Origin of the sequence: Caballeronia sp. BCC1704, from assembly GCF_902833455.1 — a bacterium.
Lineage (GTDB): Bacteria > Pseudomonadota > Gammaproteobacteria > Burkholderiales > Burkholderiaceae > Caballeronia.
On sequence record NZ_CADFFT010000004.1, the window covers coordinates 295,219 to 313,798 of the forward strand.

At 64.7% G+C, this 18,580-nt stretch carries 23 protein-coding genes; 11 read left to right on the top strand and 12 right to left on the bottom strand.

Annotated features, from left to right (window positions below; genetic code table 11):
- The first annotated feature begins 16 nt into the window (after nucleotides 1-16).
- From fumC to HWX53_RS21145, 3 genes are all read left to right on the top strand, one after another.
- Nucleotides 17-1,423 (top strand): class II fumarate hydratase, encoded by a 1,407-nt coding sequence (gene fumC / locus HWX53_RS21135; RefSeq protein WP_175944546.1) that lies wholly within the window; start codon nucleotides 17-19, stop codon nucleotides 1,421-1,423.
- A gap of 94 nt (nucleotides 1,424-1,517) precedes the next feature.
- Nucleotides 1,518-2,135: a hypothetical protein gene (locus tag HWX53_RS21140; RefSeq protein WP_175944548.1), complete on the top strand. Its 618-nt coding sequence runs from the start codon at nucleotides 1,518-1,520 to the stop codon at nucleotides 2,133-2,135.
- Complete coding sequence (locus HWX53_RS21145; protein ID WP_175944549.1) at nucleotides 2,099-2,470, top strand: hypothetical protein; 372 nt, start codon at nucleotides 2,099-2,101, stop codon at nucleotides 2,468-2,470. Before HWX53_RS21140 ends, HWX53_RS21145 begins: the two co-directional genes overlap by 37 nt.
- Nucleotides 2,471-2,504: 34 nt before the next feature.
- Here HWX53_RS21145 and HWX53_RS21150 read toward each other — a convergent pair whose 3' ends face one another.
- Both HWX53_RS21150 and HWX53_RS21155 read right to left on the bottom strand, forming a co-directional pair.
- The gene (locus HWX53_RS21150) at nucleotides 2,505-3,020 is read right to left on the bottom strand and encodes an acyl-CoA thioesterase (RefSeq protein ID WP_175944551.1); all 516 of its coding nucleotides are present in this window, start codon (nucleotides 3,018-3,020) and stop codon (nucleotides 2,505-2,507) included.
- 53 nt (nucleotides 3,021-3,073) lie between these two features.
- Nucleotides 3,074-3,214, bottom strand: coding sequence for a hypothetical protein (locus HWX53_RS21155; protein ID WP_175944553.1), 141 nt, complete (start codon nucleotides 3,212-3,214; stop codon nucleotides 3,074-3,076).
- A 162-nt stretch (nucleotides 3,215-3,376) separates the two neighbouring features.
- Here HWX53_RS21155 and HWX53_RS21160 point away from each other — a divergent pair, with 162 nt between their 5' ends.
- Nucleotides 3,377-4,120 carry a helix-turn-helix transcriptional regulator gene (locus HWX53_RS21160; RefSeq protein ID WP_175944555.1) on the top strand — a complete coding sequence of 248 codons (744 nt, stop codon included), beginning with the start codon at nucleotides 3,377-3,379 and terminating at the stop codon, nucleotides 4,118-4,120.
- Between the two features lie 50 nt (nucleotides 4,121-4,170).
- Here the strand turns inward: HWX53_RS21160 and HWX53_RS21165 are convergent, their stop codons facing one another.
- The gene (locus tag HWX53_RS21165) at nucleotides 4,171-5,142 is read right to left on the bottom strand and encodes a thymidylate synthase (protein WP_175944557.1); all 972 of its coding nucleotides are present in this window, start codon (nucleotides 5,140-5,142) and stop codon (nucleotides 4,171-4,173) included.
- 149 nt (nucleotides 5,143-5,291) lie between these two features.
- The gene (locus HWX53_RS21170; protein ID WP_175944559.1) at nucleotides 5,292-6,671 is read right to left on the bottom strand and encodes a sigma-54 dependent transcriptional regulator; all 1,380 of its coding nucleotides are present in this window, start codon (nucleotides 6,669-6,671) and stop codon (nucleotides 5,292-5,294) included.
- Between the two features lie 605 nt (nucleotides 6,672-7,276).
- On the opposite strand from HWX53_RS21170, the gene HWX53_RS21175 reads away from it, so the two are divergent.
- On the top strand, nucleotides 7,277-7,510 hold the full coding sequence (locus HWX53_RS21175; protein ID WP_175944561.1) for a hypothetical protein: 234 nt from the start codon (nucleotides 7,277-7,279) through the stop codon (nucleotides 7,508-7,510).
- 79 nt (nucleotides 7,511-7,589) lie between these two features.
- Entirely contained in the window at nucleotides 7,590-8,087 is a 498-nt protein-coding gene (locus HWX53_RS21180; protein ID WP_175944563.1) for a dihydrofolate reductase, read from the top strand.
- Between the two features lie 73 nt (nucleotides 8,088-8,160).
- Here HWX53_RS21180 and pmbA read toward each other — a convergent pair whose 3' ends face one another.
- Entirely contained in the window at nucleotides 8,161-9,531 is a 1,371-nt protein-coding gene (pmbA, locus tag HWX53_RS21185) for a metalloprotease PmbA (RefSeq protein WP_175944565.1), read from the bottom strand.
- Nucleotides 9,532-9,759: 228 nt separating this feature from the next.
- Here pmbA and yjgA point away from each other — a divergent pair, with 228 nt between their 5' ends.
- Nucleotides 9,760-10,365, top strand: a complete 606-nt coding sequence (yjgA, locus tag HWX53_RS21190) for a ribosome biogenesis factor YjgA (RefSeq protein WP_175944567.1) — start codon at nucleotides 9,760-9,762, stop codon at nucleotides 10,363-10,365.
- Nucleotides 10,355-10,975, top strand: coding sequence for a molybdopterin adenylyltransferase (mog, locus tag HWX53_RS21195; protein ID WP_175944570.1), 621 nt, complete (start codon nucleotides 10,355-10,357; stop codon nucleotides 10,973-10,975). The genes yjgA and mog overlap by 11 nt, the downstream gene beginning before the upstream one ends.
- On the opposite strand, the gene orn is transcribed toward mog, so the two are convergent.
- Nucleotides 10,972-11,592: an oligoribonuclease gene (gene orn, locus HWX53_RS21200; protein ID WP_175944572.1), complete on the bottom strand. Its 621-nt coding sequence runs from the start codon at nucleotides 11,590-11,592 to the stop codon at nucleotides 10,972-10,974. The two genes, mog and orn, sit on opposite strands and share 4 nt — an antisense overlap.
- A gap of 129 nt (nucleotides 11,593-11,721) precedes the next feature.
- On the opposite strand from orn, the gene HWX53_RS21205 reads away from it, so the two are divergent.
- The 3 genes from HWX53_RS21205 to HWX53_RS21215 are packed head-to-tail and all read left to right on the top strand — an operon-like array spanning nucleotide 11,722 to nucleotide 14,242.
- Nucleotides 11,722-12,990 (top strand): M48 family metallopeptidase, encoded by a 1,269-nt coding sequence (locus HWX53_RS21205; protein ID WP_175944574.1) that lies wholly within the window; start codon nucleotides 11,722-11,724, stop codon nucleotides 12,988-12,990.
- Nucleotides 12,987-13,922, top strand: a complete 936-nt coding sequence (rsgA, locus tag HWX53_RS21210; protein ID WP_175944577.1) for a ribosome small subunit-dependent GTPase A — start codon at nucleotides 12,987-12,989, stop codon at nucleotides 13,920-13,922. Before HWX53_RS21205 ends, rsgA begins: the two co-directional genes overlap by 4 nt.
- Nucleotides 13,919-14,242, top strand: coding sequence for a DUF2007 domain-containing protein (locus tag HWX53_RS21215; RefSeq protein ID WP_175944579.1), 324 nt, complete (start codon nucleotides 13,919-13,921; stop codon nucleotides 14,240-14,242). The genes rsgA and HWX53_RS21215 overlap by 4 nt, the downstream gene beginning before the upstream one ends.
- A gap of 3 nt (nucleotides 14,243-14,245) precedes the next feature.
- Here HWX53_RS21215 and HWX53_RS21220 read toward each other — a convergent pair whose 3' ends face one another.
- From HWX53_RS21220 to rpsP, 6 genes are all read right to left on the bottom strand, one after another.
- Complete coding sequence (locus HWX53_RS21220; protein WP_175944581.1) at nucleotides 14,246-15,184, bottom strand: CobD/CbiB family protein; 939 nt, start codon at nucleotides 15,182-15,184, stop codon at nucleotides 14,246-14,248.
- Nucleotides 15,185-15,285: 101 nt separating this feature from the next.
- Nucleotides 15,286-15,942, bottom strand: coding sequence for a CoA pyrophosphatase (locus HWX53_RS21225; RefSeq protein WP_175945252.1), 657 nt, complete (start codon nucleotides 15,940-15,942; stop codon nucleotides 15,286-15,288).
- Nucleotides 15,943-16,089: 147 nt separating this feature from the next.
- Complete coding sequence (rplS, locus tag HWX53_RS21230) at nucleotides 16,090-16,479, bottom strand: 50S ribosomal protein L19 (RefSeq protein WP_159836713.1); 390 nt, start codon at nucleotides 16,477-16,479, stop codon at nucleotides 16,090-16,092.
- 133 nt (nucleotides 16,480-16,612) lie between these two features.
- Nucleotides 16,613-17,383: a tRNA (guanosine(37)-N1)-methyltransferase TrmD gene (gene trmD / locus HWX53_RS21235; RefSeq protein WP_175944583.1), complete on the bottom strand. Its 771-nt coding sequence runs from the start codon at nucleotides 17,381-17,383 to the stop codon at nucleotides 16,613-16,615.
- 28 nt (nucleotides 17,384-17,411) lie between these two features.
- Nucleotides 17,412-18,143: a ribosome maturation factor RimM gene (rimM, locus tag HWX53_RS21240; protein ID WP_175944585.1), complete on the bottom strand. Its 732-nt coding sequence runs from the start codon at nucleotides 18,141-18,143 to the stop codon at nucleotides 17,412-17,414.
- 89 nt (nucleotides 18,144-18,232) lie between these two features.
- Nucleotides 18,233-18,487 carry a 30S ribosomal protein S16 gene (gene rpsP / locus HWX53_RS21245; RefSeq protein ID WP_175944588.1) on the bottom strand — a complete coding sequence of 85 codons (255 nt, stop codon included), beginning with the start codon at nucleotides 18,485-18,487 and terminating at the stop codon, nucleotides 18,233-18,235.
- Nucleotides 18,488-18,580 lie beyond the last annotated feature (93 nt).

The following is an 18,580-nucleotide window of genomic DNA, read 5'->3' on the forward strand; positions in this document are numbered from 1 at the left end:
AAAGGAACATCAGGCCATGACACAGAACGCACAGGGCGATGTACGTATGGAGAAGGACACGTTCGGCGAGATCGCCGTGCCCAACGGCAAGCTCTGGGGCGCGCAAACACAGCGGTCGTTGCAGAACTTCAAGATATCGACGGAAAAGCAGTCGCCCGAACTCATCACCGCGCTCGCGATCATCAAGCGCGCCGCCGCCGAGGTGAATCAGGACCTGAAGGTGCTCGACGCAAAGAAGGCGCAGGCGATCATGCAGGCGGCCGACGAGATCATCGACGGCAAGCATCCGGACGAATTTCCGCTCGCCGTGTGGCAGACCGGTTCCGGCACGCAGACGAACATGAATCTGAACGAGGTGATCGCCAATCGCGCGAGCGAGCTGCTCGGCGGGCCGCGCGGCGAAGAGCGCCTCGTGCATCCGAACGATGACGTGAACCGCGGCCAGTCGTCCAACGACGTGTTCCCGACCGCGATGCACGTCGCCGCCGCGTATGCGATCGTCAAGCATCTGGTGCCGTCGCTCAAGACGCTGCGCGAGACGCTCGACCAGAAGGCGAAGCAGTTCGCGGATATCGTGAAGATCGGCCGCACGCACTTGCAGGACGCGACGCCGCTCACGCTCGGTCAGGAGTTTTCCGGCTATGTGGCGCAACTCGACCAGGGCATCCGCCACGTCGAAGCGACGCTGCCGCATCTCTATCAACTCGCGCAGGGCGGCACGGCGGTCGGCACGGGGCTGAACGCGCATCCGGAGTTCGCGGTGAAAGTGGCGCAGGCCATCGGCAAGCTGACCGGCCTGCCGTTCGAAACCGCGCCCAACAAGTTCGAGGTGATGGCCGCCGCCGACGCGCTCGTCGCCGCGCACGGCGCGTTGAAAACCGTCGCGGCGAGCATGATGAAGATCGCCAACGACATTCGCTGGCTCGCGAGCGGCCCGCGCTGCGGCCTGGGCGAACTATCGATTCCGGAGAACGAGCCGGGCAGTTCCATCATGCCGGGCAAGGTGAACCCGACGCAGTCCGAAGCCGTGACCATGCTCTGCTGTCAGGTGTTCGGCAACGACGTGGCGGTGAACTTCGGCGGCGCGAGCGGCAATTTCGAGCTAAACGTGTTCCGGCCGATGATCGCGCATAACGTGCTGCAGTCCATCCGCCTGCTCGCGGACGGCGCGCAGAGCTTCAACGACAACTGCGCGGTGGGCATCGAGGCGAATCAGGAGCGCATCGACAGCCTGCTTAACGAATCGCTGATGCTGGTGACGGCGCTCAATCCGCACATCGGCTATGACAAGGCCGCCCAGATCGCCAAGAAGGCGCATAAGGAAGGCACCACGCTCAAGGCCGCCGCGCTCGCGCTCGGGCACGTGACCGAGCAGCAGTTCGACGAATGGGTGAAGCCGCACGAGATGGTCGGCAGGAAGTAGGCGGTCTCGGGCGGTCTCAGGCGCTCTCGGCCGGCAAGGGCGAGTCGGTCGAGCGCGCCTGCTACGGCGAGCGTTCGCACGGCGCAGTCGCGTCGTGCGCACGCGAATGGTCGGCACGAAGCAGGCGTTCGCAGGCGTTTTGATCAACAAGCGCTATTCGGGCGAGCGCGCCTGCTACGGCAAGCGTTCGTACGGCGCAATGGCGTCGTGCGCACGCGAATGGTCGGCACGAAGCAGGCGTTCGCAGGCGTTTTTGGTCAACAAGCGCAATTCGGGCGAGCGCGCCTGCTACGGCCAGCGTTCGCACGGCGTAGTCGCGTCGGGCGCACGGGAATGGTCGGCAGGAAGCAGGCGTTCGCAGGCGTTTTCGGTCAACAAGCGCAAGTCGGGCGAGCGCGCCTGCTACGGCCAGCGTTCGCACGGCGTAGTCGCGTCGGGCGCACGCGAATGGTCGGCACGAAGCAGGCGTTCGCAGGCGTTTTCGGTCAACAAGCGCAAGTCGGGCGAGCGCGCCTGCTACGGCAAGCGTCCGTACGGCGCAGTGGCGTCGGGCGCACGCGAATGGTCGGCACGAAGCAGGCGTTCGCAGGCGTTTTTGGTCAACAAGCGCAATTCGGGCGAGCGCGCCTGCTACGGCCAGCGTTCGCACGGCGTAGTCGCGTCGGGCGCACGGGAATGGTCGGCAGGAAGCAGGCGTTCGCAGGCGTTTTGATCAACAAGCGCTATTCGGGCGAGCGCGCCTGCTACGGCCAGCGTTCGCACGGCGCAGTCGCGTCGGGCGCACGCGAATGGTCGGCAGGCAGCAGGCGTTCGCAGGCGTTTTCGGTCAACAAGCGCAAGTCGGGCGAGCGCGCCTGCTACGGCCAGCGTTCGCACGGCGCAATGGCGTCGTGCGCACGCGAATGGTCGGCAGGCAGCAGGCGTTCGCAGGCGTTTTCGGTCAACAAGCGCAAGTCGGGCGAGCGCGCCTGCTACGGCCAGCGTTCGCACGGCGTAGTCGCGTCGGGCGCACGGGACGGTCGAGCCGGCGCAGAAGCGCAGTCGTGAACGGAAGCGCGTCGCGCTGAACGCGAAGTCGGCATCAGACCTTGCCCGCCGCCACTTCTTCCGGCTTCAGCTCGACGATTGCATCGAGCGCGTCTTTCACGTCCATCGCGTATTTCGCGAGACGCTTCTCTTCTTCCGATTCGGGCACGAACGCCGGCACTGGCGTGGGCTGCCCCTTTTCGTCGACGGCGACGAACACCATCAGGCAGTCGGTGGTCTGCTCCAGTTCGCCGACTTTCGGATCGCCCGCGTGCACCGAGACGTGAATGTGCATGCTGGTGCGTCCCGTCAGCACGACGCGCGCGCGCAACTCGACGAGATTGCCGACGAGAATCGGCCGCCTGAAGCGAATGTTGCCGACGCTCACCGTCACGGCATAGCGTCCGCTCCACATCGCGGCACAGGCGTAGGCGGTTTCGTCGATCCATTTCATGAGCGCGCCGCCATGCACCTTGCCGCCGAAATTGACGGAAATCGGCTCGGCAAGGAAGCGGAAGGTGGTTTCGGCGCGGCCTGCGCGCAAGGCGGCGGGCGGGGTCGGCGTGGTCATGGCGGCTCGCAGCGAAGAAAGAAGCCGCGATTATAGGCCGCGAAAATTGGCGGCTAGTTGTGAACCGTGACGCCCTGATCCATGGTGCCGTACATCGTGATGCTGCCGCCGCCCGCCGACGACGACGGCCCGCCCGCGCAGCCCGCGCACAGGGTGAGAACGGCGAGCGCGGCTGCCGTGATGAGCTTAGACATGCGAATTCCTGGCTGCGTGGTGATACAAGGGAGATACGAGCGACCATTCTAGCGCCGCTAGCGCCGCATCGACATTTCACGCGGATGTGAAACGTCGGGTGCGCGAGCGCGCTAGAGTGGTGGCATCGACCGTTGCGTACCCTTCTTTTGCGTGCCCTTGCCATGAATTCCGCTCTCGATGACGTTCGCTCGCGGCATTGTCCCGGCCTCTCGCGCATCGGCGCGCTGCTGGCCGATCCGGGCCGCGCCGCGATGCTCTGGTCGCTGATGGACGGCACCGCGCGTCCCGCCGGCGAACTGACGATGATCGCGGGCCTGTCGCCGTCCGCCGCGAGCGCGCATCTCGCGCGGCTGACCGAAGGCGGGCTGCTCGCGCTCGAAGTCAGCGGGCGGCATCGCTACTACCGCATCGCGACGCCCGATATCGCCGCCGCCATCGAGGCGCTCGCGAACCTCGCGCGCGCGAGCGCGCCGCAAGCCGCGCCGCAGCGTCCGGCGAGCGCCGTGCCGCTCGAGATGCGCTATGCGCGCACCTGCTACGACCACCTCGCGGGCGAACTGGCCGTGCGGCTCTTCGACGGCATGCTCGCGCGCCGCTGGCTCGCGGCCGCGCCCGGCGATTTTGCGACGCGCGAATCGTCCGCGCTCGACACCACGCCCGACGGGGCGCACGCGTTCGCGGAACTGGGCATAGACGTGACAGCGCAGCGCGCGCGGCGGCGGCGTTTTGCGTGCACGTGCATCGACTGGAGCGAGCGGCGTCCGCACTTGGGCGGCGCGCTCGGCGCGGCGTATCTCGAAGCGTGCGAAACGCACGGCTGGGTCGAGCACACCGCCAAGCGCCGCGTGTTGCGCGTGACGCCCGCGGGGCAGCGACATTTCGAAGCGTTTCTATCGGGACGCTAGAAACAAAAACGCGCGACCGGAGCCGCGCGTTGCAGAGGTTCTAGATTCGATCAAACCGCCATCGGCGCGCTGATCGGATCGTGATGACGGTAGCCTTCCAGCGCGAAGTCTCTCGGCTCGACCTTCTCCAGCCACTCGGGCTCATAGCGCTTCGTCACCGCGTAATCCGGCACGCGATCCGAGATGATCAACTGCGGCAGCGGATACGGCTCGCGCTTCAACTGCTCGTTGAGCATGTCGAGCTGATTCTCGTAGATGTGCGCGTCGCCGATGAAGTACGTGAACCAGCGGGGCTTGTAGCCCGTGAGCCGCCCGACGAGATGCAGGAGCGCCGCGCCCTCGGTCAGATTGAACGGCGTGCCGAGGCCGACGTCGTTGCTGCGGATATACAGGCACAGCGAGATCTCGCCCTTCGCCACGTTCGGGATGAACTGATACAGCAGATGACACGCGGGCAACGCGATCTCGTCGAGCTTCGCAGGATTCCACGCGTGAAAGAGAATGCGCCGGTCAGTCGGCCGCTCGATGATGGTGTCGAGACACTGGCGCAACTGGTCGATGGCCTTGTACAGCAACACCTGCTCGCGCCCGTTTTCGACGAAGCTCGTCACGAGTTCATAGCCGCGGTTGGTCGCATCGGCGATCTGGTCGCCCGCGCCGGCGTCGATCAGCTTGTACGCGGGCCAATTGCGCCACTGCACGCCGTAGACGTCGCCGAGATCGTCCGTGCCGCGGCGATACGGATTTTCGAGCCACTGCGGATTTTCGTTCGCGTTCGCGTCCCACACCTTGCAGCCGAGCGCGCGGAAGTCCGCCGCGCTTTTCGACGCGCGCAGAAAACCGATCATCTCGCCGATCGCCGACTTGAATGCGAGCTTTTTCGTCGTGACGGCGGGAAAGCCTTCTTGCAGATCGAAGCGCAGCATCGCGCCCGGAATGCTGATGGTGCGGATGCCCGTGCGGTTTTCCTGCCACGTGCCGGTATCGAGGATCGTCTGGACGAGCTCGAGATACTGTTTCATTCGATGTTCCTTGAATGCGGGCACGGGCCACGCGAAGAGAGGCGGAAACCACCGATTTTATCAAGCGGCCCGCCTCGGCGCTGGCGTTCGTAAAAAGAAGAACGGGCGCCTTGCGGCGCCCGTTGCGGTGAGCGGAAACGATGCGCCGGTCAGCCGCGCGTGGCGTGTTCCGGGGGCGCGTCCACTTCGATGTGACGCATGCCGTGCGCGCTCAGCAGCCGATACAGCGTGACGCGCGAGATGCCGAGTTCGTGCGCCGCGTCGCCCAGACGCCCGCGATGCCGCAGAAGCGCGAGCTCGATGGCCTGCCGCTCGGCCGCTTCCCGCGCCTGCGCGAGCGAGACGGGCGCCACTTCGACATATTCGCCGAGTTCGAGATCGCGCGCGGTGATCTGCCGCCCTTCCGACATCACGATGGCGCGGCGCACGCGGTTGATCAGTTCCCGCACGTTGCCCGGCCAGCCGTAGTTGTGAATCGCGGCGATCGCATCCGGGGAGAAACCGCGCAGGCGGCGGCTCGCGTCCTTCTTGAAGCGGTCGAGCATGTGCTTCGCGAGCAGTTCGATGTCCTTGCCGCGCGCGCGCAGCGGCGGCTCGTCGATCTGAAGCACGCAAAGACGGTGATACAGGTCGGCGCGGAAACGCCCTTCGATCATCGCGGTCTGCATGTCGACGTGCGTCGCCGAAATGATGCGCACGTCCACCGGCGTGGATCCGTGGCCGCCGAGACGCTCGACCTTGCGCTCCTGCAGGAAGCGCAACAGGCTCGCCTGGCTTTCGAGCGGCAGATCGCCGATTTCGTCGAGGAAAAGCGTGCCGCCGTTGGCCGCTTCCACGCGGCCGATCTTGCGCTGATTCGCGCCCGTGAAAGCGCCGCGCTCGTAGCCGAAGAGCTCGGATTGCAGCAGATGCGCGGGAATCGCGCCGCAATTAATCGCGACGAACGGCTGATCGCGGCGCGCCGAACGCTCGTGGATGGCGACGGCGGTGAGTTCCTTGCCGGTGCCCGATTCGCCCGAAATGAAGACGGGCGCGTCCGTCATCGCGACTTTGCGGATCGAGCGGAAGAGCGCGAGCATGGCGTCGCACGAACCGACCATCTCGCCCTCGGCGCGGCCCTCGCTGCGCGCGTCGTTCGACGCCGCGTCGTGCAGCGCCACCATGCCGTAGGCGTGGCCGACCGAATCGACCACGCGGTCGTTCGACGTGGGAAGCGTGACGTAGTCGAAACAGTAGTCGCGGATCAACCGGCGCACTGCAGCGTCTTCGAGCTGGCCGGCGACGGTTGCCGCCACCCAGCCGACGTTGGTCATGGTCAGCGACGATTCGAACGCCGCCAGTTCGTGTGATTCGAAATGTCCCGATAAATCGAGCAGCCCGCCCATCGCGAGGTCGCTGCGCAACGCTTTGCGCGTGTCGCGCGCGCTTGCCACGATCTCGATTTGCCAGCCGCGTTCCTCGAAACGCGCGCATAGCGTTTCGCTGGGGTCCCGAGTCACATAGATCAGTTGCCGCCGAGCGACGTCCATTATTCAGATCCTTGGTTCAACGTTCGTTGAAAAGGTCGCGTAGTTCAGGCTTTCGCTTCAAGCAGAATTCTTGGCCCTCGCAGGTGATGCGTACGGACTTGCAATTCGATACCTCGCCCCCTGGAACGTGCCGCGCATGGCGCCGGCAGCCTTCCGCGAAACCCTTTTGGTTTGATTCTGCGCCGCATTGAAGAGACTACTATAACCCAGAATCACCAAAAACAAATACCGTCCGAGACCGCTTGACTCGTCGCGAAACCTTGCTGGCTAAGGCTCGCGACCAGCTTCGCACGGATTTATTGCAAGTTTGCGTCGTGCATTTTATACGACGAGAGCTTATACCGATTCTGCCCAGGATTTCGCCCTTTCTTGCCCGACGTTTCGCGCATGAAACGTTTTCCGAAGGTTTTCACCGATTCACTCAGACCCGCTTCGCTGGGCGCATTGCCTGTCAAGGCCGCGATGCGGATGGCATGCATTTAGCTATGGTTTCGCCCGCGCGCCCTACGAATGAAACGGCGAATTGTCTTTCATACCTGTCGACCCGCGATTTTATTTCCCGATACTGACTTTTGGAATTAATTACTTCGTTCAATGCATTGACAATGGCTCTCGATCACAATTTACCGCACCTTCAATTGACAGCTAATGGGCAGCCGGACGCGAGCGAGACGCAAGTATTCGACTGGTCCGCGATCAATAACAGTGCGGCCAATGATTCAGACGCCGCGGGCAGGCGCGGACCGGCCGCCATTCCGAGCGTGACGTTGTGGGACGAGATCGCGCCGGAAATCCCGCGCGCCTATCGCGACGACGCCGAGGACGCTTCCGGAGGCTGAGCCCCTCGTCGATGGCAGCGCGTCGGTTAGAATGCGTGCCCCGGCCCGGCGGCGCGCGCCGCCTCTCTCCTGACTGCACATGACGACGCTCACTCTCATCGTCGCCCGCGCACGCAACGGCGTGATCGGACGCGATAACCAACTGCCGTGGCGCCTGCCCGAAGACCTCGCCTTCTTCAAACGCACGACGATGGGCGCGCCCATCATCATGGGACGCAAGACGCACGAGTCGATCGGGCGGCCGTTGCCCGGGCGGCGCAACATCGTCGTGACGCGCGACGCCACGCGCCGCTTCGAAGGCTGCGACACGGTGACGAGCATCGACGAAGCCCTCGCCCTCGCGACTGCCGACGGCGCGGCCGAGGCGTTCCTGATCGGCGGCGCGCAGCTTTATGGCGATGCGATCGGCCGCGCGGACAAGCTGATCGTCACGGAAATCGACGCCGATTTCGACGGCAACACGCATTTTCCCGCGCCCGACGCGTCGCTGTGGCGCGAAGTGTCGCGCGAGCGGCATCGCGCGGCGGCGCCCAACGACTTCGAGTTCGCGTTCGTCACGTACGAGCGGCGCGCGTAACAAAGACCAAGGCCCCGGACGACTGCGCGTCGTCCGGGGCCTTTCGTTTCGCCAGCAGCAGCGCGGGAAGCGCTTACTGCCCCGCCACCGTCATCCGCTCGATCAGCACCGAGCCGATTGCCTTGGTGCCGCGCACCACGGTATCCGCGCCCACGGCTTCGATATGGCGGAACATTTCCTGTAGCGTGCTCGCGACCGTGATCTCCTCCACGGCGTGCTGGATCTCCCCGTTCTCGACCCAGAAGCCCGACGCGCCGCGCGAGTAATCGCCCGTCACGTAGTTCACGCCCTGCCCCATCAGCTCCGTCAGCAGCAGGCCCGTGCCGAGCTTCTTCAGCATGGCTTCGAAGTCGTCGCCGGGCTGCGTGTGCGTGCTCTTCATCGACAGATTGTGCGAGCCGCCCGCGTTGCCGGTCGTCTGCATGCCGAGCTTGCGCGCCGAATACGTCGAGAGGAAATAGCCCTGCACCACGCCGTCTTCGACGACATTGCGCCGCTGCGTGCGCACGCCTTCTTCGTCGAACGGCGCGCTGCCCATGCCGCCGCGCACGTGCGGGTCTTCGACGATCTGAATGTGCGGCGCGAACACCGGCTTGCCGAGACTGTCGACGAGAAATGTGGTCTTGCGATACAGCGCCCCGCCGCTCACGGCCTGCACGAACGCGCCGAGAATGCCCGCGGCGAGCGGCGCTTCGAACAACACGCGGCACTTGCGAGTGTCGAGGCTGCGCGCGTTCAGGCGCGCGAGCGCGCGCTCGGCGGCGTAGCGCCCGACCGCTTCCGGATCGGCAAGCTCGGAGGCGTCGCGCTTGGACGTGTACCAGTCGTCGCGCTGCATATCGCGGCCGCTCGCCGCGATCGGCGCGCACGCGATGTAGTGGCGCGAGTACGGATAGCCCGCCATGAAGCCGCGCGAAGTCGCGAGCACGAATTGCGAATGCTGCGCGGACACGCTCGCGCCTTCCGAATTCGTGATGCGCTTGTCGACCGCGAACGCGGCAGCCTCGGCGCGGCGCGCGATGTCGGCGGCCTCTTCGGCGTCGATGTCCCACGGGTGATAGAGATCGAGGTCCTGCGGCGACTTCTCGAGCAGTTCTTCCTCGGCGAGCCCGGCGGCGCTGTCTTCCGCCGTGAATCGCGCGATGTTGTACGCCGCCGCGACCGTGTCGCGCAACGCCTCGCGCGTGAAGTCGGCGGTGCTCGCGTTGCCGCGCTTCTTGCCGATGAACACCGTGACGCCGACCATCTTGTCGCGGTTATGCTCGATCGTGTCCACTTCGCCGCGCCGCACGCTCACCGATAGGCCGTCGCCTTCGGAGATTTCGGTGGCGGCATCGCTCGCGCCGAGTTCCTTCGCGTAGCGCAGGATATCCGACGCGATCTCCTTCAACTCGTCTTGCGTGTGCGGAAAAAAGCGTTGCCTGACGTCGATGTCTGCTGCCATGTGTCGTTGCCTTCGGTTTTGTTGACCGCGCAAGCGCCCGTCGCGCTCCGTGTCATGAATGTCGCGCCTGTCGTTGCGCCTGTCGTTGCGCCCGTCGTTGCGCCCGTTGTTGCGCCTGTCGTCGCTCAAGACGCGCGCCGACTCTCCACGCGATCATAGCAAGGACGGCGCGCGTTCACCCGCCGCGACCGCGTCGGCTCGCGCGCGAGCGCAAGCTACAATGTCGCCATGAACCGTAAAACCCGCATTCAACCGATGGAAGCCGATCGCGACGACGCGCCCGATCAGGCCTACGACCGCCCGAGCAAATCGCAACTGAAGCGCGAGATGCACGCGCTGCAAGAGCTCGGCGAAGCGCTCATCGCGCTGCCGAAAGACGCGCTCAAGCGCATGCCGATGCCCGAAGATCTCGACAGCGCCGTGCGCGAAGCGCGCCGCATCACGGATCACGAAGGCAAGCGCCGCCAATTGCAGTATGTCGGGCGCGTGATGCGCTCGCTTTCGGACGAGGAAGTCGCCGCGCTGCGCACCGCGCTCGACACGCATCGCGGCGTAAACAAGGCGGAAACGGCGCGGCTGCACTGGATCGAGCGCACACGCGAACAATTGCTCGCCGATGACGCCGCGCTCACCGACTTCATTCGCGAGCATCCGGGCGTCGATCCGCAGGAAGGCCGCACGCTGATTCGCAACGCGCGCAAGGAGCGCCAGCAGCAGAAGCCGCCGCGCTACTACCGCGAGCTGTTCCAGTGGATCAAGAACGCGGCGGGCGTGGAAGACGAGGAAGACGAAGACATCGACGAGAACGACGAGGAAGGCAAAGATGAAGCCTGAGCGCAGTCATCCGGACGAGTTGATCGTCGGACTCGTGTCCATCAGCGATCGCGCGTCGCAAGGCGTGTATGAGGACAAGGGCTTGCCGTCGCTGCAAGCGTGGCTCGGCGGCGCGATGGCGTCGCCCTGGCGCGCCGAAACGCGGCTGATTCAGGACGACGCGGCCACCATTTCCGCGACGCTGATCGAACTGGTCGATACGCTCGGCTGCGATCTCGTGCTGACCACCGGCGGCACCGGCCCGGCGCGCCGCGACGTGACGCCCGAAGCCACGCTCGCCGTCGCCACGAAGCCGATGCCCGGCTTCGGCGAACAGATGCGCCAGATCAGCCTGAACTTCGTGCCGACCGCCATCCTTTCGCGACAAGTGGCAGTCATTCGCGAGACCGCCGATCACGCGGCGCTCATCATCAACTTGCCGGGGCAGCCGAAGTCCATCCGCGAGACGCTGGAAGGCGTGAAGGACGCGGACGGCAAGACGACCGTGCCGGGCATCTTCGCGGCGGTGCCCTATTGCATCGACCTGATCGGCGGGCCGTATATCGACACGCAGCCGGAAGTCGTCGCCGCGTTTCGTCCCAAGAGCGCGATCCGGCCGCCGAAGGTTTAAGGCGCGCTGCTCGCCGCCGCCGGAATCAAGAAGTGCTCGCGGTAGTACTTCAGTTCGTCGATGGACTCGTGGATATCGGCGAGCGCCGTGTGCATCGCGCGCTTCTGGAAGCCCTTGTAGATAGCCGGCTGCCAGCGGCGGCACAGTTCCTTGAGCGTGCTGACGTCCAGATTGCGGTAGTGGAAGAACGTCTCCAGTTCCGGCATCCAGCGCGCCATGAAACGGCGGTCCTGACAGATGGAGTTGCCGCACATCGGCGACTTGCCGGGCGGCACGTACTGGCCGAGAAACTCGCGAATCTGCCGCGTCGCTTCGGCTTCATCCACCGTGGACGCCTTCACGCGCTCGATCAGCCCCGAGCGGCCGTGCGTGTTGCGGTTCCACTCGTCCATGCGTTCGAGCGCTTCTTCCGTCTGGTGGATGGCGAGCACCGGACCTTCCACCATCTTGTCGAGCGTCGAATTCGTCACGACCACGGCGATTTCGATGATGCGGTCGTTGTCCGGGTCCAGCCCGGTCATTTCCATGTCGAGCCAGATGAGATTCATGTCGCTGCGCGCGAGTGCGGATTCGGCGGCGAGGTCAGCGCTTGCGGGACGGTCGGAAGAGTCGGTCATGGATGCTGCCTGAGAAGAGAATGAGGCGCGGGCCGAAGGCATCTGCTAAGCCACCGCGATGGCATGATGTGACAACGGCGACACGGCCAAGAACCTATAATTCTCGCATAGTTCAATCGGAATGCCCGGATGACCCACCTCTCGCTCGCCTTCTCGACCGTCTTCGTCGTGGCGCTCGCCGCCATGGTCTCGACCAAGCTCTGGCTCGCGTCGCGCCAGATTCGCCACGTCGCCGCGCACCGCAACGGCGTGCCGCCGCAGTTCACCGGCACCATCCCGCTCGCGGCGCATCAGCGGGCGGCGGATTACACGATCGAGCGCACGCGCCTCACGATGATCGAGGTCGTGACGAGCGCCGTCGTGCTGATCGCGCTGACGCTGCTCGGTGGCGTGCAGGCGCTCGACAACGCCATCTCCGGCTGGCTCGGCCGCGGTTATCTCGGGCAGATCGCGCTGGTGGCGTCGGTCGTCGCGATCACGAGCCTCATCGACCTGCCGTTCGACTACATCCGCCACTTCGTTGTGGAAGAGAAGTTCGGTTTCAACCGCATGTCGAAGAAGCTCTTCTTCGTCGATCTGGTTAAGGGCACGGTGCTCGGCGTCGTGATCGGCGCGCCGCTGCTCCTGCTCACGCTGTGGCTCATGGATCGCGCAGGCGCTTACTGGTGGCTGTGGACGTGGATGGTCTGGGTCGCGTTCCAGTTGCTCGCCATGATCATTTACCCGACGTTCATCGCGCCGCTCTTCAACAAGTTCGAGCCGCTGAAAGACGAGGCGCTGCGCGCGCGCATCGAAAATTTGATGTCGCGCACGGGCTTCGCGGCCAAGGGCCTCTTCGTGATGGACGGCAGCCGCCGGTCCGCGCACGGTAACGCGTACTTCACGGGCTTCGGCGCGGCCAAGCGCATCGTGTTCTTCGATACCCTGCTCGCGCGGCTGTCCGGCAGCGAAATCGAAGCGGTGCTCGCGCACGAACTCGGTCACTTCAAGCGCCGTCACGTGCTCAAGCTGATGATCGTGATGTTCGGCATCAGCCTCGCGATGCTCGCGCTGCTCGGCTGGCTCGTTCAGACGGTCTGGTTCTACGAAGGGTTGGGCGTGCGGCCGTCGCTCGTCGGCGGCAACAACGGGCTCGCGCTCGTGCTGTTCATGCTCGTGCTGCCCGTGTTCATGTTCTTCGTGACGCCGCTCGGCAGCCTGACATCGCGCAAGAACGAGTTCGAAGCCGACGCTTTCGCCGCGAGCCAGACCGACCCGAAGGATCTCGTCAACGCGCTCGTGAAGCTGTACGAGGACAACGCATCCACGTTGACGCCCGATCCGATCTACACCGCGTTCTATTATTCGCATCCGCCCGCCTCGCAGCGCATCGACCGTCTGATGCAACACGCCGCATGACGACGCGCGCCCCGCGCAAGACCGGCGCGTCGTCCGCCGCGCGCCTTCGCGGCACGGTGATCGCCGCGCACGGCCGGCACTATCTCGTGATGCCGGACGACGGCGGCGCGATGCTTCAATGCTTCCCGCGCGGCAAGAAGAGCGACGTGGCAGTGGGCGACCACGTGATGTACGAACAGTCGTCGGCGGATCAGGGCGTGATCATCGAGATCGGCGAGCGGCGCAATCTGCTCTACCGCTCAGACCAGTTCAAGTCGAAGCTCTTCGCCGCGAATCTCGATCAGTTGCTGGTCGTGCTCGCCACCGAGCCGCACTTCAGCGAAGACCTGCTCGGGCGCGCGCTCATTGCGGCCGAAGCGCACGGACTCGACGCGCTCATCGTGCTCAACAAGACCGACGTGACGGACGCGCTGCCGCTCGCGCGCGAACGCCTCACGCCGTATCGCGAGCTCGGCTACACGGTGATCGAACTGTCGGCGAAGGCGCGTCCGGGCGAAGTGCATCCGCAACTGGATGCGCATCTGCGCAACCGCGCGACGATCCTGCTCGGGCAATCGGGCATGGGCAAGTCGACGCTCGTGAACCTGCTCGTGCCCGATGCGGACGCCGCCACGCGCGAGATATCGTCGGCACTCAACAGCGGCCGGCACACGACCACGTTCACGCGCCTCTACACGTTGCCTGGCGGCGGCTCGCTGATCGATTCGCCCGGCTTTCAGGAATTCGGGCTGCAGCACCTGTCGGAAGGCCAACTCGAACGCGCATTCGCCGACTTCCGCCCGTATCTGGGCCACTGCCGCTTCTACAACTGCCATCATCTGCAAGAACCGGGGTGCGCGGTGCTCGAAGCGGTCGAGGCCGGCAAGATCCGGCCGGAGCGGCACGCGCTCTACGCGCAACTCGTGCACGAAGCCAGCCAGATCGTGCGATGAAACGGCTCACGTGGGCGCCCAACCTGATCACGGCACAACATTGGGTGAATGTGCTGGCGACAGCGGGCGTGCCGTGCGAGCTGCACAATCGCTATCTCAACGGTGCGCTAGGCGAGATCCCGGCCGATCAATGTTCACCGGAAATATGGATCGTCGACGATCGCGACGAAGCGCTGGCGCGCCGTATGCTGGACCGCGCGCAAAAAGGGCCGGACGCGAACGCCCGGCCCTGGTTCTGCAAGCATTGCGGCGAACGGCTGGAGCCGCAGTTCACCGTGTGCTGGCAATGTCAGACGGAGCGCGATCCGCTCGACGGCTGACGCTCACGCTAGCCACACCGCGATGGTGAGCATCAGCAAGAGCAGCATCCACAAGATGACGGCGCGCCACACGAGGCCGACCGCCGATTGCAACGTGCGCGGCGTGCAGTCGTCGCCGACGGGAAGCGGACTTGCATCGCCGACAGCGAGGGCTTCCACGCTCAACGGTTCGGCGAGCGGCCCCGCGAGACGCGCGCCCAACGCGCCGCTGCCTGCGGCCAGCAGCACGCCGTCGTTCGAGTCCGGCCATTGCCGCGCGTGATTGCGCCACGCGTAGATCGCGTCCTCGAAGTTGCCGACGATCGCGAAGCCCATTGCGGTCAGGCGCGTCGGAATCCAGTCGATCACGAAGAACGCCCGCTGCGCGAACGACGAGAACTCCGCGGTGCGCTCGGGGCTCGGCATCGCCCATGCACGCGCCAGATATTCGGCGATGCGATAGAACACCGCGCCCGCCGGACCGATCGGGATGAGAAACCAGAAGAACACGCCGAACACGTGCCGATGCGACGCGACCACCGCATGAACCAGCGTGTGCCGCACGATTTCGCTCACGGGCATATCGACGGTATCCAGCCCGGTCCACTCCGTCAGCACTTCGCGCGCGCGCGGAACGTCGTCGTTATTGAGCGCGAGATGGATGTCGGTGAAATAGTGGCTGAACTGGCGAAAGCCGAGCGTGAAGTACACGATCACCACGTTCCACAAGAACGCCAGAACGAAGTTGATGCGATACAACACGTAATACACGAGGCCGACCGCGAGCGTCCACGGCAATACGACCAGCAGCCACGCGAGAACGCCGTGCTTGGGCTTGCCGGCATCGAAGCCGTGCGCGGTGGATTCCGCATGATACTGAAGCAACGACGAAACAGGATTGTGCGGCGATAAGGCACGCACTTGCTCGATGATGAGAGCCAGCAATACGGAGAAAAAAGTCATGCGAAGCGCCGAAACAGTCGGTTGATTCGAGTTTCGCGTAACGATATCACAGCGCCTTGCGCGTTTTGTACGATCGGTCGCTGCGCGCGTTGCGAGCGTGGCTAACGTGCAGCGAGGAAGCGATAGAAATTGCGCAACATGCCGGCCGTCGCGCCCCAAATGAAGTACGGCGCCTTGCCTTCGGACGGCGCGTACGGCATGGCAAAGAACCGGCGCTCGCCGCCTTCCCAGCGAAACACGCGCACTTCGTGGTTCGCGGGATTCATGAGCCACGCGAGCGGCACTTCGAAGATATCGGCGACTTCGCTCGTGTCGGCCTGCAACGTGAACGGCGGATAGACGAGCGCGACGACCGGCGTCACGCGAAAGCCCGTGCCGGTCAGATAGTCGGGCATCGCGCCGATGACTTCGCAATGCTCCGCGCCGAGGCCGACTTCCTCGCGCGCTTCGCGTAGCGCGGTGGCGGCGGCATCGGCGTCTTCGGGCTCGCGGCGTCCGCCAGGGAAGCTGATCTGGCCGGCATGATCGGACAGATGATCGGCTCGCTGAGTCAACAGCACAGTCAGCCCGCCCTCGCGCACGACGAGCGGCACGAGCACCGAAGCGACGCGCGGATCGCCGCCGATCGCCTTGATGCGCTGCTCGGGCGGCTCCTGCGTCCAGTCGAGTTCTTTCGTGAAGCGTTCGCGCAGTCCATCCGGCGTCAGGTGTTCCGGCGGAATGGGCGGCATGGCTTCGCCCGTCGAGACGACGGGCATCAGTTCGGGTTCGAGAATACGCGGAGTCGATGTCTTGCCAGTGGACACGGGTCTCAAGCCTGAATGTGGAAGATACGATTTGAACACACCAAAGAAAAAAGCACCCGCGAGGGGTGCTTTTTCCGGTGCGACTGCGCTGCTGAGCGCTTACTCGGCGGCGGTAGCGGCACGGTCCTTCGAGACCAGCTTTTCCTTGATTCGAGCCGACTTGCCCGAACGCTCGCGCAGGTAGTACAGCTTCGCGCGACGAACGTCACCGCGACGCTTCACGACGATGCTCGCGAGCAGCGGCGAGTAGGTCTGGAACGTACGCTCGACGCCTTCGCCCGACGAAATCTTGCGGACGATGAAGTTCGAGTTCAGGCCACGATTGCGCTTTGCGATCACGACGCCTTCGTAAGCCTGCACGCGCTTGCGCGTACCTTCGACGACGTTCACGTTGACGACGACCGTGTCGCCCGGACCGAAGTCGGGGATGGCCTTCTCGCCCAGCACGCGTGCGATCTCTTCCTTCTCGAGTTGTTCAATCAGATTCATTACTGACTCCTTGTGCCATCTTGCCGGAGTTGTGTGCCTCGACTTCTGGTAATGAGGCCCCGGTAGAGGATGGGTTCACTTCCGGCGCCGATGTCGGTCGGCGCCCCCTTTTGTCCCGCTCGTCGCCCGAAGCTTATTGCGGCTTCGACGCGTCCTTCGCGAGACTTGCAAGCCACGCCTCGTCGGCACGGCTCAGCAACTTGCTTTTGCGCGCCCGCTCGATCAGATCGGGCCGCTTGATGAACGTATTGCGTAATGCTTCGCGCCTGCGCCAGGCGTCGATTTCCTTGTGATGGCCGCCGAGCAGCACATCCGGCACGCGCACGCCTTCGTATTCCTCCGGGCGCGTGTAGTGCGGACAGTCGAGCAATACGTCGACGAAACTGTCCTGCACCGCCGATTGCGCGTCGTTCAGCACGCCGGGCAAGTGGCGCACGACCGCGTCCATCAGCGCCATGGCCGGCAATTCGCCGCCCGAGAGCACGAAGTCGCCGAGGCTCACTTCCTCGTCCACCACGCGATCGATCAAGCGCTGATCGATCGCTTCGTACCGGCCGCACAACAACACAAGGCCGGGTTCCTGCGAGAAACGCATCACGCGATCATGGTCCAGCTTCGCGCCTTGCGGCGACATCATCACGACGCGCGTGTTCTCGATGCCCTGCTCGCGCTGCGCTGTCTTGGCCGCATCGATCGCGTCTTCCAGCGGACGCGCCAGCATGACCATGCCGGGGCCGCCACCGTAAGGACGGTCGTCGATGGTGCGGTAGTTGTCGGTGGTGAAATCGCGCGGATTCCACGTACGCAAACCGAACCGCCCCTGCTTCACCGCCCGGCTGGTAATACCCCAGTCGGTCAGCGCGCGAAACATCTCGGGAAAGAGCGTCACGACATCGAACTGCATCGCCCTCTCCGTGTTCTGCCGATGGCTTTCAATAATCGGCGTCCCAGTCGACGACGATACGCTTCGCCGCCCGATCCACCGTCTTCACGTACACGCCGACGAACGGAATGAGCCGCTCGCCGGTGACGGGCTCGCCATCCTTGTTCGTGGCCGGGTACTCGACCCGCAGGATGGAGTGCGCGCCGTTGTCGATCATGTCGGCGACGCGGCCAAGCGCCACGCCCGCTTCGTTTTCGACATCGAGGCCGATCAGATCGACCCAGTAGAACTCGTCTTCGTCGTCGAGCTTCGGAAAGTCGCTCCGCGCGATATGCACCGCGTAGCCTTTCAGCGTCAGCGCGGCGTCGCGGTCGTCGCAACCCGCCAAACTCGCGACGATCGAATCTCCGTGCACCTTCGACTGCAAACGGCGCGCGGACTTGCGGTCGCGATTCTTGACGAGCCACCAACGCTTGGCCGTGAGCAGCGCGTCGCCGCCCGACTTGCCGTGCGCATGCGGCATGACCTTGACCCAGCCCTTCAGGCCGTAGGCATCCACGATGAAGCCGACTTCGACTGCATCTTCCGGCAGATGCTCCGCCGGTTCGATGCCCTCGACCCCGCCTTCGGACTTGCCTGCGCCCGAAACGCCGGCCGCCACGCGGCGCGCGCCCGGCTTGCGGACGAACGCGCCGAACGTGGCGGCACCTTCCTGTTGCCCCGGCTTCGGTTGACTGACGGAACCGGACTCGTGGCCGTTTTGGGGATCACGCGCGGGCATCAGCGAACCTTTGGGCGAATATGGAGTGACCGAGCAGCAGCCACGCTTGACGGCGTGACGCGCCACTCAATCGACAAGCACAAGACAGCTTAAGCAGCCGGCTGAGCTTGCTTCGACTGCTTGACCAGACGCTCGACGGTCGGCGACAGTTGCGCGCCGACGCCTTGCCAGTAGGTCAGGCGATCTTGAGCGATACGCAGCGATTCGCCCTTGGTGGCGACCGGGTTGTAGAAACCCACGCGCTCGATGAAGCGGCCGTCACGGCGGCTACGCGAATCGGTTGCGACGATGTTGTAGAACGGGCGCTTCTTCGAGCCGCCACGAGCCAAGCGGATGATGACCATGCTGAAATCCTTGAAAACCGGGGTTCGGAACTACCAGAACACGCGATTATAACGGGAATCCGAAGCCCTAACAAACACTTAACGCATTTTTTG

Coding starts and splice junctions, on each gene's coding strand:
- rimM (WP_175944585.1), bottom strand. CDS start 18,143: ATGCCCGCGCGTGATCCCCAAAACGGCCACGAGTCCGGTTCCGTCAGT.
- HWX53_RS21225 (WP_175945252.1), bottom strand. CDS start 15,942: ATGCCCGTCGTCTCGACGGGCGAAGCCATGCCGCCCATTCCGCCGGAA.
- yjgA (WP_175944567.1), top strand. CDS start 9,760: ATGAACCGTAAAACCCGCATTCAACCGATGGAAGCCGATCGCGACGAC.
- HWX53_RS21145 (WP_175944549.1), top strand. CDS start 2,099: ATGGTCGGCAGGAAGCAGGCGTTCGCAGGCGTTTTGATCAACAAGCGC.
- HWX53_RS21180 (WP_175944563.1), top strand. CDS start 7,590: ATGACGACGCTCACTCTCATCGTCGCCCGCGCACGCAACGGCGTGATC.
- HWX53_RS21170 (WP_175944559.1), bottom strand. CDS start 6,671: ATGGACGTCGCTCGGCGGCAACTGATCTATGTGACTCGGGACCCCAGC.
- pmbA (WP_175944565.1), bottom strand. CDS start 9,531: ATGGCAGCAGACATCGACGTCAGGCAACGCTTTTTTCCGCACACGCAA.
- mog (WP_175944570.1), top strand. CDS start 10,355: ATGAAGCCTGAGCGCAGTCATCCGGACGAGTTGATCGTCGGACTCGTG.
- rplS (WP_159836713.1), bottom strand. CDS start 16,479: ATGAATCTGATTGAACAACTCGAGAAGGAAGAGATCGCACGCGTGCTG.
- HWX53_RS21205 (WP_175944574.1), top strand. CDS start 11,722: ATGACCCACCTCTCGCTCGCCTTCTCGACCGTCTTCGTCGTGGCGCTC.
- trmD (WP_175944583.1), bottom strand. CDS start 17,383: ATGCAGTTCGATGTCGTGACGCTCTTTCCCGAGATGTTTCGCGCGCTG.
- rsgA (WP_175944577.1), top strand. CDS start 12,987: ATGACGACGCGCGCCCCGCGCAAGACCGGCGCGTCGTCCGCCGCGCGC.
- HWX53_RS21160 (WP_175944555.1), top strand. CDS start 3,377: ATGAATTCCGCTCTCGATGACGTTCGCTCGCGGCATTGTCCCGGCCTC.
- HWX53_RS21215 (WP_175944579.1), top strand. CDS start 13,919: ATGAAACGGCTCACGTGGGCGCCCAACCTGATCACGGCACAACATTGG.
- fumC (WP_175944546.1), top strand. CDS start 17: ATGACACAGAACGCACAGGGCGATGTACGTATGGAGAAGGACACGTTC.
- HWX53_RS21175 (WP_175944561.1), top strand. CDS start 7,277: ATGGCTCTCGATCACAATTTACCGCACCTTCAATTGACAGCTAATGGG.
- HWX53_RS21150 (WP_175944551.1), bottom strand. CDS start 3,020: ATGACCACGCCGACCCCGCCCGCCGCCTTGCGCGCAGGCCGCGCCGAA.
- HWX53_RS21165 (WP_175944557.1), bottom strand. CDS start 5,142: ATGAAACAGTATCTCGAGCTCGTCCAGACGATCCTCGATACCGGCACG.
- HWX53_RS21220 (WP_175944581.1), bottom strand. CDS start 15,184: ATGACTTTTTTCTCCGTATTGCTGGCTCTCATCATCGAGCAAGTGCGT.
- rpsP (WP_175944588.1), bottom strand. CDS start 18,487: ATGGTCATCATCCGCTTGGCTCGTGGCGGCTCGAAGAAGCGCCCGTTC.
- orn (WP_175944572.1), bottom strand. CDS start 11,592: ATGACCGACTCTTCCGACCGTCCCGCAAGCGCTGACCTCGCCGCCGAA.
- HWX53_RS21155 (WP_175944553.1), bottom strand. CDS start 3,214: ATGTCTAAGCTCATCACGGCAGCCGCGCTCGCCGTTCTCACCCTGTGC.